The sequence below is a fragment of the uncultured Maribacter sp. genome, from assembly GCF_963974015.1.
GTDB lineage: Bacteria > Bacteroidota > Bacteroidia > Flavobacteriales > Flavobacteriaceae > Maribacter.
Genome location: NZ_CAXBBZ010000007.1, coordinates 12,584 through 25,886 on the forward strand (window position 1 = coordinate 12,584; position 13,303 = coordinate 25,886).

A 13,303-nucleotide genomic window follows, 5' to 3' on the forward strand; every position below is an offset into this window, starting at 1 on the left:
TGAATCTTGTTCGGGGGAACCGGGATTCAATTTAACAAGAAGATAACACGTAACCATTTTGCCCGTTTGAATTCTATTTTGAGTTTGGCAATAATCACAAAATTAGAGTCAAAGTAAGCGTAAATTGGTGAAATATCGTCTTCTTAGAAACCAAGTTACCGTAGTAACTTGGTTTCTTATAAAATAAAAAGGAATTGATTTGCATTATCGCAAGAGGATACAAGTCATAGTAAAGAAGGAAATGCTGTTGCTACCCAAATCGATATGTTAAATAATCTTAGCAATAAGTTGATTTAAAAGATCGATAAAAGGTAACGACTAATTAAATTCTTTACGGAAAACAGGAAGTTTCGGCTTCCTGTTTCTTCTATAAAATTATAACTAAAAATTAAGGCTTCTAAGCAGCAATGCCTTAGCGGCCATATATTTGGTATCGCACCCATTTCTTTTATAGAGAAAAGAAAGCGAAAATGTAGCTAGTACATTATAGCTTGATCTGCGTTCAAAATTTACAGAAATGCGATACCAAAAAAAGGGCCAGATATTCTGGTATTCTGGTCCTTTTTAAAAAACATTTAGGGAAAGACCAAAATTATCGCAAGGTTATTAAGGTCGGTAGGTGTTCGAATTATTTATTGACAAAATCACCCCTATGTCATTTTAGCGATAACATGACTTAAGGCTAGATGTAACGCAAAGAATAAAACGAACACTGCAAAAGAAACAGGAGACCATAGGCCTCCTGTTTCTGTTTGTATACCTTTCAACTTTAACAATAGAATAGATACGAATACCTGCTCATGAAAACTAAGCCAGTATTGGATACTTACAAGCTTTTTCTATTGTCGCTTCCATTAATTGGTATTGGATCCTTTATTTTTTTTTATTTTATGGCTGCTAAATATTATCCTGGGGGATCTTGGATACTCCCTGATAAAAATGGTTTTAGTTTTTGGCACAATTATTTATGCGACTTATTAGATATAAATGCCATTAACGGTGAACCCAACAAAGGTCGAACTTATGCAATTACAGCTTTATGCCTGCTTTGCCTCGGTATATTTTTTTTATGGTCTTTACTTCCAAAATTATTCAAAACAAAAAATAACATTCAAAAGATTATGAGTGCCTCGGGGTACTTATCATTATTGACCATCCTATTTTTAGCACTCGGCAATCATGATGTAATTGTGCGTATAGCAGGAGTATTTGGTGTTGTTGCATTTATTGCTTGTTGTGTAGAACTTAATAGAACGAACCATAAAAAACTTTTTCTTTTAGGTCTAGTCTGTATTATTACCTTTCTTTCCAATTATTATATTTACGAAACCGGCATTTATATAAAGGCGCTTCCTGTCGTACAAAAATTTACGTTTGCATTATTTATTAGCTGGTTCATTGGTCTAGACATGGCCTTGTACAGAGTAGTTAGACAATCCTATTATATTGAAAATCAAAATCAAAATCAAGTGAGTCGATAGGTAAAACTTTATGCTATTCTTGCCTTTCTTGGAAAAAAAAGTTGATAAACCTATATTTTTCATCATCGAAATGTTCTAGAAAAACATTCTTTTTACGGGCTAGACCATCTTCCATTAGGTAGCTCAATGGTTTAAACATATCAAAACTTCTAAATATTTCTTTTGTCATCGCCAAAATCGGCAATGCTAAAATCATACCTGAAATTCCCCATAAAATACCTCCAATAAAAAGTCCAAGAATTACGAAAAAGGGGTTTATTCTAATACTAGTACCCATAATGTTCGGCGAAATTAAATTACCCTCCAATTGTTGCACAACTATGTAAAGACAAACTACAGCAATAGGTTGCCAAAAATTATCGGCGATCATAAACATGTAAAAAACGGGCAAAATTCCACCGATAGACGTACCGATATAGGGGATAATTTCAAGAAACCCTGCCAAAAAACCCCAAAAGAAAGGATAAGGAACACCTATAAGCCACAACCCTGACCCAATTAAGAGTCCTAAAATTATTATGACCAAGCCCTGCCCTAACAAATAACGCTTAGCAAGGTATTGCAACTTCTCAAAAAATCGATCAAGTCTTTTTCTGTTTTCAAGATTTGATTGTACCAATAAAAAACTTTTGAATGCCGTACTGTATAATAGTATAAAATAGGTGATGACCACAATAAGCACTAAATGGGCCAATACAGTAGTGGTCGATTGCAGACTTCCCTTAATAATATTGATTGAAAAATCAGATGCCGCAAGCACATTTTCAGATACCCAACTAGCGGTTGTATCAGCCTTTAAACTAAGTTTTTGGTCTGACCAATCAGAAATAACAGTCATCATTTCTGCCAAGCGACCTCTAACCGAGGGCAGATCACTAAAGAGAATTCTGGTTTGGTTGAAAAAGAAGAAAATTAAAATGAACAGTGGAGCAACGGCTAAAAGATATGCCGTAAATATGGCTAAAATTCGATTATGAAATTTAAGTTCAAAAAAGGACACTATGGGTTTTAACATTAAGGCAAAAAAAAACTGAATACTAGCGGAATAATTACCACTTTGGCCGCAACAAGAATCCAGACAACAAGGGTAAGCGTAAATATGAAATAAAAAGTATTTGCTAAATTGAGAGTATATTTTCGCATCGTTTTTAAAAAAATTATATCAATTTAAATTTTTCTTTGACCTTGAACAAGATTTTGTCAACGACATCTTGGGGAACATCTAAAATTTGGGAGATACTGCCTGCATTCTGTGTACCAAAAATAAGCAACTCGATTACAGTTTTACTTCTTGTAGGAATGGCGGCATACAATAACCCTAACAGTCGTCTTTTTTCATCGGACAGCAATGAGGCTTCATGAAGTTCTAGTTTGTCTACCAATTGTCTTTCTAAGGTTTCATCTAAATAAATCTGTTTTGACCAACCTTGTTTTTGAGTGTACGAAATATCGTCTAACTCATCAAAGGTTATGCGGTCACCATCACCATCGGTAGTGAACTTTTCATTCAGAGTTTTCAGTTCTGTCTTTAAAAGTGTATGATAATTAACATCATCGGGAACTTCCTGTTCTTTTATTGCTTCCATTTTTTGAATGGCCATTTTAAAAAGAGATCTATGTAATTGAGCAGTTTCGATTTCGGGTAAATAGGCATTAAATGTCTCTAAAAAGATTTCATCGAGCATATCATCGGCAGAGTAAAATCCTATATCTAGTAGACCTTGATCTTCCGCTACCTTTAGGCTTCCGGCTATGAACTTTTTCAATTCTGGAACAAAACCCTCCAATTTTTTATAAAATTGGGTAAAGTCGTTTGCTTTCTTATGCTCGTGTAAATATTTGGTTATTGTCATAATTGAGATCAAAAAGGTTAGTTACAATTTATTACCATTTAGTTTTTCGTATTCATTTTTGATATTGCCAACTAAACTATCAGGATAAAGCTAGCCCTAAATAAAAAGGATAAAAATGACATTTGTCATTCCATGATTTAATTTTCAAAAAGATTTTAATAGGTTCTGTAATGCCTCTCTTGGGTGATACTCATTCAAAGTACTCTTTCTTAAAAGTAACCCATGCGTTAGCAGTTGTGGGCCTAAATATTCACTAGCAGATAAAAGTAATACCGTAAAAATCAAAGCTGTAGTTCTAAGTGGTAATTCACTCTAGATCATCCCTCTTTTTACACCTTGAAAATATTTTTTCATCCGCAGTTACATAGTCATATTCACATAAAGTAAGCTTTGGTGGTATTATTTTTCAGTAATCTCCATGAGTCCAAAGCTATTTCCCTCGGTGTCCTTACAACCTGCGATGTACCCGATATTTGAAATAATAGATTTAGGTTCAACGATTTCCCCACCTAGTTCCTTCACTTTGGCCATAGCTTCATCAATAGAATCTACTTCAATAAAATTTGTAATATGCTGACCAGACTTTTCCCTTTTGGCTATTCCGCCACCAATACCTTTTTCTCCTGTCTTTGCCAAAGTCTCAATAAGATAGTATTCGGTAGGGCCATTAGGGAATTTCTCTATTTTCCATCCAAATAAGTTTTCGTAAAAACTCTTGGCCCTAAGAACATCTTCTGCAGAAATATCAAAATGTATAATTGAAGCCATTATTATTATTTTTTAGCGATGTTGAACAAATTTTTTACATGAAGATAAATTTGATGATTTTTCATCTTACCCAAAATGACGAGGGTCACTTTGTCCAATTAGGCAACATTATAAATGCATTAAAACCAAATCATCAGCTCTTTTAACTGACTGACCGATATCATGGTTTTGCATAAATGTCAACAGTACTTTTAAAAAAAAATTACACCATGTACAAAATATTGCTACCCACCGATTTTTCAGATATAGCTCAAAATGCTATCGACTATGCCGTATATCTTTTTGAACGGGAGCCTTGTACTTTTTACCTATTACATGCCTATTATATTGTACCTTCTGAAACAGGTACTAAATTAGATGCAGGTAATGCATTAGGGCTACTACAAAAAAGACTAGAGGCATTGAAAAATGCAAAACACACGTTTGAAAACGTATTGTTGACCGATACGGCTTTGGGTGGTATAGAAAAAACTATAGCTGAAAAAGACATCGATTATGTTTTTATGGGTACGAAGGGATCTTCAGCATTAAAGGAAATCTTTATGGGAAGCGTTACTACCAGTGTCATAAAATATATTGATAATTGCCCTATCGTTGCCGTACCCGGTGAATATGATTATGATATACCTGATGATATTCTTTTTGCAAGCGATTTCAAACATGCATTCACATCCTTTGAATTAACACCCTTGATCAAGATATCCTCCCTTTGGGATTCAATCATAAACATTGTATACATCAATTCAAAAAACGAGCTTGAAGACATTCAAAAATCGAACAAAGAATTGGTTCAAAATCACCTAAAGGACACTAGGCATCGATTTATAAAAGTTAAGAAAAAGAATTCGGTTTCGTCAACGCTAAAAGATTTAGAAAAACAATATAAGAACATCGGCATGGTTACCTTTCTAAAGACCAAACATAGTTTTTTTGAAAAATTGGTACGTGAACCGATTATTAAAAATATGACTTTCATGACCCACGTACCACTCTTGGTTCTTCCTGAAAAACTATAAGACCGATAAATTCTATGGGATCATGAATATGTTTCCCATTATCTTTTAAAAGGAATTTCACTAATCTTTCTTTATAGATTTCATTTAATCAGGGTTAAATCGCTTTAAGAAGGCATTACAAATAAAGTCCATTTTTCTCATTATATCCTCAATCTACATTAGGTTGTGGTTCCCATTGCTGATTAAAGAAATAATCGTCATTAAAAAACTTTCATAAAAAAGGAAATAGTTTTTAGGGAAAAATGAAAAATTGTTTTTCCATTACAAAAGAGCATTTTACTGATATTATTTTCAAAAAGAGCTAATAATAATGCTAATCTAGGTTTACCATAATCGAAACGCCTTCAATGTTAGTTTACACATACACAGAATCGTACTTGATCAAATTCGCGAGTTCGTCATATAATCTATTAACATTCCAAGAACCTTTGGCTTCAATGACCGAATACTTCTTTGTTCGGCTAGTCAGCGGCTCTTTTTATTGTCCTTTACATGCCAACAAAAAGCTATACTGGCATAGTTATTATTTAAGTGTTCATTTGTTGTGATTTATTGATCAATTACTTCTTTTTGAAGAACGAGAACGTGGTGTCGTTCTATTGCTTCTGCCCCTATTTGCATTATGTTCTTCATGGTAACGACGTATGTTCTCATCGTTATAATTACGAATTCGTTCATATTTCGCACGACTTAAATCGATATTTCGGTATCGCGGTGGCAACACGTTTCGCCTTACCCATACCCCACCATCTAGATATACATAGGTTCGCGCCGAAAGATCATAATAGAAGCTATATTCAGGAAAATAGACATACCTAACTACTTCCAATCGATTTGGATAGAACCATGGTGGTGGTGGTTGGCCGATCCTAGATGACACAACTATGGGGCCACAACTGGCTAAAAACAATAAAATTATTACTGTTATAAATAGAACAAAAGATTTATATAAGTTTCTGCTTTCCATCACTTCAATATTTGACAACAAAATAAAAGGATGATGAAAAGATTGTAAATGACCTACATCATTTTTATACCAATCTTATTGAAATAGTTTTAAAACCTTAATAGGGATGACATCCGTACCCAACATAGAATGAAAAATCAAAACGATAAAGAAGATAAAACCCAACTCCCGGAAAATGGTGAAATTTCACCACCTAATGGAAGCTATGGATCTAGTTGGTTCTATATCATCTTCGTTATTCTTATGACGGTTATTTATCTGACCTTAAATAATACTAACCAAGTACGGGAAATAAGTTGGTCAGATTTTGAGCAGAATCTTTTGGCAGAACACGATGTGGAAAAGATTGTGGTCATCAACAAGGAAGTGGCAAATATATACATCAAACAAGACCGCCTTAAAAATGAAAAGTATAAATGGATAACCGACGGAGTTTTAAGTACCAAAGAAAGGGCCCACTACCGAATGACTATAGGATCTGTAGAGACCTTTGAGAACAAATTACAACAAGCGCAAGAGGGTTTCTCGAAAGAGGAAAAAATTGATGTGCAGTATCAAAACCAAACGAGTTGGATTAACCTATTTTCATGGTTACTCCCCTTTGGGATCATTATTTTATTCTGGCTATTCATGCTCCGCAAAATGGGAGGCGGCAGCTCTAGGGGCGGTACGCTTTTCAACTTCGGCAAATCTACCGCAAAGCTGACCGAAAAAGGCGCCAAAAGTCCTGTTACATTTAACGATATCGCAGGACTTAAAGAGGCTAAAGCAGAAGTAATGGAGGTAGTCGATTTTCTAAAAAACCCCGAGAGGTATACCAAATTAGGTGCTAAAATTCCCAAAGGAGTAATGCTCGTGGGGCCGCCAGGAACAGGAAAGACATTAATGGCCAAAGCGATGGCGGGCGAAGCCCAAGTGCCATTTTTCTCTATTTCGGGTTCTGAATTTGTAGAAATGTTCGTTGGTGTCGGTGCCTCAAGAGTGCGTGACCTATTCAAAAGGGCCAAGGAAAAAGCACCGAGTATCATTTTCATAGACGAAATCGATGCCGTGGGCCGTTCTCGTGGAAAAATAAACGCCTTTCAGGCCAATGACGAAAGAGAAAGTACCTTGAATCAATTACTGACCGAGCTTGATGGTTTTGGGCAGAACACCGGTGTTATCGTACTGGCCGCTACCAATCGCCCCGACGTATTGGACAAAGCACTGTTACGACCTGGCCGTTTTGACCGCCATATTTATTTAGAACTACCTACTAAAGAAGAACGGGAAGAAATTTTCGGGGTACATCTACGTCCTTTAAAACTATCAAAAAATGTAGATCGTGCTCAACTTGCCAAACTGAGTCCAGGGTTTTCCGGTGCCGATATCGCGAATATCTGCAATGAGGCCGCTCTAATTGCAGCCCGAAAGAAAAAGAAAGAAGTTGAACATACCGATTTTATGGAGGCCCGAGACCGCGTCATCGGTGGTGTAGAGCGCAAAAGTAAGATCATTTCTCCCAAGGAAAAAGAAATCGTAGCGCATCATGAAGCAGGTCATGCAATTGCGAGTTGGTTTTTAGAACATGTTGATCCATTGTTAAAGGTTTCTATTATTCCCCGCGGAAAATCTTTAGGTGCTGCTTGGTATTTACCTGAGGAACGACAGATTGTTACCAAATCTCAATTTATAGACCAAATCTGTGCTTCGTTAGGAGGGCGTGCCGCAGAGGAGATCATTTTTAACGAAATATCTACAGGTGCATTAGACGACCTTGAAAAGGTAACCAAACAGGCCTATGCTATGGTTGCCTATTATGGATTAGATAGGGAAATAGGCCCCATCAGTTTTTACGATTCTACGGGACAAAATGAACAAATAATAGGTAAACCTTATAGTGAAAAAATGGCTAAACTGATTGATAAGGAAGTGCAAGCATTGATTACCACCGCCTATGAAAGAACAAAGAACTTATTATTGAAACATAAAGACAAACTTGAAAAACTGGCACAACTTCTTTTAAAACAAGAAGTTGTGGAAAAAGAAAGTTTAGAACAACTACTCGGCAAACGCGAAATGGAAGTATTGGTGGGGAAGGAATAAAAACTTTACTTTCTAATGTGCTATACCAAAAACGTATCATTAGAGTATGCCCCAAGATTTTAAGTTGACAGAAAAGGCGTGCAAATTAATTGCTAAAGATATCAAGCATTTTAAAATCATAAATAATTAAAACGAGTTAATCATGAAAACAAAAACCGAAGTACTTTACAATGAAAATTTACATTTTGAGCACAAACAATGGCAAAGCGAATTAGATTTTTGGAAAGACGAGCTAAAGTCGTTCAAAAACCGTTTGGGTGATCTAATAAAGCGTTGGACGAATAAAGAAGTATTAGCACAATTAGAGCATTACCAAAATGAATTTATACTTCATGAGGGCATTATTGACAAACTTCAAGAAACTATAGAAAAGCATGAAACCCGTATTGCAGGGCAGGTTAATTCTGGTCAAGAATCATTGGACACCGCACTCACCAAAAAACATCTAGAATTCAGAAATCAAATGGAAACCCAACGACAGATCTATGCCGATCTTAAAAAGGATTTTTTCCGTTTTCTTTCAAAAACTATGTAGTTAACGCTTTTTTCGTCAATATTCTTAAAGAGGACTAAACGGCCAAAAACATAGTAATTACATCTCTTATATGTGATATTTATCATACAAAATGTATGTTTTTCAATATATCTTGTACCTCAGCTTTCATGAATTCAAGAATGTACTTTTGCTTATATTTGAATATCAATAAAAGGCATTGTAAAAGATTATGGCCAATAGAAAACCATCGATTAAAAAGACCGATAAGTCAGAGGCTCAAGTGAAAAAAAGCTCAGATAAAAACACGGAAAGCAATTTTCTTATCGTTGGTATGGGCGCTTCCGCAGGCGGGCTAGAGACCTTTAACCAGTTTTTTGAGGCCATGCCCGAAAACCCAGGTATGGCGTTTGTTTTAGTACAACACCTAGATCCTACCCACAAAAGCCTCATGGTAGATTTGATAAAAAGGCATACCCAGATGGAAATATCCGAGGTTGTGGATCATACAGAAGTACAACCGAACCATATCTATGTCATTCCTCCCAATAAGGATATGGCCATTTTTAAAGGCGTACTGCACTTAATGGAGCCTACAATGGCCCGGGGTTTTCGAAAACCGATCGATAATTTTTTACGCTCACTGGCAGCAGACCAGATGGACAGGGCCGTTGGTATAATTTTATCAGGTACAGGTACCGAGGGTACTTTGGGTCTGAAACAAGTTAAAGGGCAAGGCGGACTCTCTATTGTACAAAAACCCGATACCGCAAAATATGACGGTATGCCAAGAAGTGTCATTGCCGCAGATGCCCATGATTTTATACTTCCCATCAAGGAAATGCCCGAAATGTTAATCAAATATGCTAAAAATCGAAAATTTGGTTTAGAAAAAACAACCACAAAAATAGATACGACCAAAAACTTATTAGAAAAAATATTCATTGTTTTGCGCAATGAAACAGGATGTAATTTCGGGGATTATAAGAGTAGTACTGTTATTAGGAGGATAGACAAACGTATGGCACTCAACCAAATCGATAAACTTGAAAACTATTTAAAGTACCTTCAAAAAGACCGAGAAGAAGTTCTCAAACTCTTTAAAGAACTGCTCATCGGTGTAACCAATTTTTTTCGCGATACCGAGGCGTATGAAGCCTTACAAAAAGCTATAATCCCAGAAATATTGGATAAAAAAAAAGATGGTGAAACCATCCGTATCTGGGTCGCTGGCTGTTCTACTGGTGAGGAAGCCTATTCTTTGGCCATACTATTTGATGAGGAAATTGGTAAGTGTGGTAAAAATTTGAAAGTGCAGATTTTTGCTTCTGATCTTGACGGTGACAGTATTAATCTAGCTCGGCAGGGTATCTATCCAGAGACCATTGCAACAGATGTAGGTGCCAAAAGGCTCTTCCGGTATTTCATAAAAAACCAAGCAACTTTTAGGATCAAAAAGGAAATACGGGATCAGATCATATTTGCCGAGCATAACCTCGTTAAAGACCCCCCTTTCTCAAAACAAGATTTGGTAAGCTGCAGAAACCTCTTGATCTATCTGAACCAAGAAGCACAAAAACGTGTGTTCACCATTTTTCATTATGCGTTAAAACCCGATGGCATTTTGTTCTTGGGCAGTTCTGAATCTTTAGGGGAACTTGCCAATATTTTTGAAGTCATCGACCGAAAAAATAAAATATTCAGGCATAAAAATGTGGTTACTGCCAAAGTGCCCGATATTAGTCAACTATTTCGAGAGCAAGGCCAAATAGTTTTAGAAAATTCGCTTCCCATAAAATTTCAACCCCGTGAAAACCTAGCCGAGGTAACCGAGCGTTTATTATTGGCCAAATATGCCCCTGCATGCGCCATTATAAACAACGAAGGTGATGCTGTTTATTTTTTGGGTAATACCGGTAAATATCTTCAGCCTTCCCCAGGTGAGGCAAAGCTGAACATTGTAGATATGGCACGTGAAGGACTCAAAACAGACCTACGTGCACTTATCGTTAAGGTACGAAAGAGCAAAAAGACCGAAATAAGTAAAGGGGTCAATGTAAAGACCAATGGTAATTATCAGACCATAATACTTCAAATAACGCCATTAGAACCTTTAAATACCTTTGAAGGTTTTTATATGATAACTTTCGAAGACATAGATAATGTAAAGATTTCCCATTTAGAAGTTACGCCGGTAAAACCCCAAGAAATATCTGAAATTCATGCATTAGAGCAAGAACTCACGGCAACTAAAGAATACCTGCGCTCTACCATTGAAGAACTTGAAGTTTCGAACGAGGAGTTAAAATCTAGTAATGAAGAACTACAGTCTAGTAATGAAGAGCTACAAAGCACCAACGAGGAACTCGAAACCTCAAAAGAAGAACTACAAAGCGTTAACGAGGAAATCATAACTATAAATACTGAGCTCACCTCAAAAATTGACGAACTTGCCTTGGCGTATGATGACATGAACAATCTGCTGGCAAGTACCGATATAGGAACAGTTTTCTTAGATACTGACCTCAACATAAAACGATTTACCCCCCCGATGACAAAAATCATAAATTTAATACAGACCGACATTGGGAGGCCAATTACACATTTATCATCGAATTTGGGCTACGATGGACTCGAAAATGATATAAAACAAGTACTGAAAAAGCTCGTCCCAATCACATCATCGGTTCAAAGCAGCGACGGCACTTGGTACAAAATGGAAATATTACCGTATCGTACTTCTGAAAATATGATAGAAGGCGTGGTAATCACTTTTGTCGATATAACCCATGAAAAACAATTGGCAGATGACCTAAAGAATGCCAAGAAGAGCTATGAAGATTTACTTGAAATGTCAAAGACCATTGTCTATACCCAAGATAAAGATTTAAAATACACAAGTATCGGCGACAACATTCAACCCAACTTTCAGTTTGCAAAAATGGTCGGAAAAAAAGATAGCGATTTTTATTCGAAGAAAGATGCGTCAAGATTGGAAAAAATAAAGATGGAGGTCTTAAAAAAAGGAAAAGCCATACGGGAAAGAATTGACTTAACTATTGGTAAGACAACGTTCCTGTACGATTTATTGGTGAGACCTGTTTACTTGAATGATGCTATGGAAGGAATTGCCTGTACCTTGATAGATATCACAGAACTGCATGAAGCTAAAAAAGAGTTGGTGGAAATAAAAAAAGAAAGGAATGAAGGCGAAAAATCTACCGAATAACGCTTTGCGAAAAAAGGCGGAGGCACAAATAAAAAATTTGCCCCTATCGACCCTAGACCTAACTATGGAAAAGGCCAAGATTTTGATGCACGAACTTGAAGTGCATCAGATAGAACTTGAAATGCAAAACCAAGAATTGCGCGAGGCCCAGCAGCAATTAGAAAAAGCGCGTGATGAATATTGTGATCTGTTCGACTTTGCACCTGTGGGCTATTTGATATTGGACGACAGGGGGGTAATCAACAACATTAATCTTACGGCCTGTAACCTGCTCGGCATAGAACGTTTACATGTAAAGGGCAAACCCCTATCCGCATATTTATCGAGTGGAGAAGCTAATATGTTTTTCGTTAATTTACGAAAGGCTTTCAAGACAGGTACCCTAGCTACCTTAGAATTTAAAATAAGACGTAAAGACAATACATACTTTAACGCGCTAATGCATGGTATAATAGATACCGTCCAAAATATAGATGGTCCCGTATGTCGTGTTGCAATTCAAGATATTACCGAAACTCGAAAGATGGAGGTCTTACAAGAACAACATGAAGACCTAGAGAGGGAAAACACGAAAATCGAAAAATACAATCAAGAACTGGAGAAAATCGTTTTGGAGCGCACTAAAGAACTGAGCGACGCCCTCGAATCGGAAAAGGATATCAACGAGATGAAAAGTGCCTTTATCTCAATTGCTTCACATGAACTACGCACCCCTGTAACCATTATTCTATCTTCTGTTATCCTTATGGAAAAGTTCAAGAATAAAGGGGAATACGAAAAAATTGACCGGCATATTCAACGCATCAAATCTGCGATAAAAAATTTCACCGTAATTCTTGATGATTTTCTTTCTTTGGAAAAATTAGAACGGGGCATTGTAAGGGTAAAAAAAGAGACTTTTGATATCATAGAATTTATGAAGGTACTTACCGAAGAAATGGAAGCCATACTCAAACCAGAGCAACATATTCATTATTCGCACGAAGGAAACAATTTGGTAGTACAAAATCAAAAAATATTACATAATATATTGGTCAATCTTTTGACCAACGCCATAAAATACTCTGAAACAGATGTGGTGCTAAATACTATAAATAGAAACGGGGAATTGACGGTTATTGTAAAAGACGAAGGAATCGGTATTCCTGAACAGGATCAAAAAAATCTTTTCAAAAGGTTTTTTAGGGCCGAGAATGTTAAAGACTATCAAGGCACTGGCTTGGGGCTGAGTATTGTAAAAAGGTATGTTGAACTGTTAAGTGGAAGCATCGAATATGTCAGTGCCTTGAGCCATGGCAGTACTTTTACCATACAACTACCCGAAGATTGACCACCAGTTTTTTAAAAACATTATAACAATAAATCAGGGTAATAAGCATAATCTATATACCCTATGTTTTTACAAACTTGG

10 protein-coding genes are annotated in these 13,303 nt (G+C 36.3%); 6 read left to right on the top strand and 4 right to left on the bottom strand.

Annotated elements, in window-relative coordinates; all coding sequences use genetic code 11:
• Positions 1 to 800: 800 nt before the first annotated feature.
• Positions 801 to 1,481: a hypothetical protein gene (locus AACZ41_RS11225; protein WP_339628553.1), complete on the top strand. Its 681-nt coding sequence runs from the start codon at positions 801 to 803 to the stop codon at positions 1,479 to 1,481.
• 13 nt (positions 1,482 to 1,494) lie between these two features.
• Here AACZ41_RS11225 and AACZ41_RS11230 read toward each other — a convergent pair whose 3' ends face one another.
• From AACZ41_RS11230 to AACZ41_RS11240, 3 genes are all read right to left on the bottom strand, one after another.
• Positions 1,495 to 2,616 (bottom strand): AI-2E family transporter, encoded by a 1,122-nt coding sequence (locus AACZ41_RS11230; protein WP_339628674.1) that lies wholly within the window; start codon positions 2,614 to 2,616, stop codon positions 1,495 to 1,497.
• Positions 2,617 to 2,638: 22 nt separating this feature from the next.
• Positions 2,639 to 3,334: a hypothetical protein gene (locus AACZ41_RS11235; protein ID WP_339628554.1), complete on the bottom strand. Its 696-nt coding sequence runs from the start codon at positions 3,332 to 3,334 to the stop codon at positions 2,639 to 2,641.
• 399 nt (positions 3,335 to 3,733) lie between these two features.
• Positions 3,734 to 4,102, bottom strand: coding sequence for a VOC family protein (locus AACZ41_RS11240; RefSeq protein ID WP_339628555.1), 369 nt, complete (start codon positions 4,100 to 4,102; stop codon positions 3,734 to 3,736).
• 209 nt (positions 4,103 to 4,311) lie between these two features.
• On the opposite strand from AACZ41_RS11240, the gene AACZ41_RS11245 reads away from it, so the two are divergent.
• On the top strand, positions 4,312 to 5,118 hold the full coding sequence (locus AACZ41_RS11245) for a universal stress protein (RefSeq protein WP_339628556.1): 807 nt from the start codon (positions 4,312 to 4,314) through the stop codon (positions 5,116 to 5,118).
• A gap of 556 nt (positions 5,119 to 5,674) precedes the next feature.
• Here AACZ41_RS11245 and AACZ41_RS11250 read toward each other — a convergent pair.
• Positions 5,675 to 6,085: a hypothetical protein gene (locus AACZ41_RS11250; protein WP_339628557.1), complete on the bottom strand. Its 411-nt coding sequence runs from the start codon at positions 6,083 to 6,085 to the stop codon at positions 5,675 to 5,677.
• A gap of 129 nt (positions 6,086 to 6,214) precedes the next feature.
• On the opposite strand from AACZ41_RS11250, the gene ftsH reads away from it, so the two are divergent.
• From ftsH to AACZ41_RS11270, 4 genes are all read left to right on the top strand, one after another.
• Positions 6,215 to 8,170 (top strand): ATP-dependent zinc metalloprotease FtsH, encoded by a 1,956-nt coding sequence (gene ftsH / locus AACZ41_RS11255; protein ID WP_339628558.1) that lies wholly within the window; start codon positions 6,215 to 6,217, stop codon positions 8,168 to 8,170.
• Between the two features lie 142 nt (positions 8,171 to 8,312).
• A complete protein-coding gene (locus tag AACZ41_RS11260; protein WP_339628559.1) occupies positions 8,313 to 8,705 on the top strand; it encodes a hypothetical protein in 393 nt (130 codons plus the stop codon).
• A gap of 190 nt (positions 8,706 to 8,895) precedes the next feature.
• Complete coding sequence (locus AACZ41_RS11265) at positions 8,896 to 11,892, top strand: CheR family methyltransferase (RefSeq protein ID WP_339628560.1); 2,997 nt, start codon at positions 8,896 to 8,898, stop codon at positions 11,890 to 11,892.
• A complete protein-coding gene (locus AACZ41_RS11270; protein WP_339628561.1) occupies positions 11,867 to 13,222 on the top strand; it encodes a PAS domain-containing sensor histidine kinase in 1,356 nt (451 codons plus the stop codon). The genes AACZ41_RS11265 and AACZ41_RS11270 overlap by 26 nt, the downstream gene beginning before the upstream one ends.
• The last annotated feature ends 81 nt before the right edge of the window (positions 13,223 to 13,303 follow it).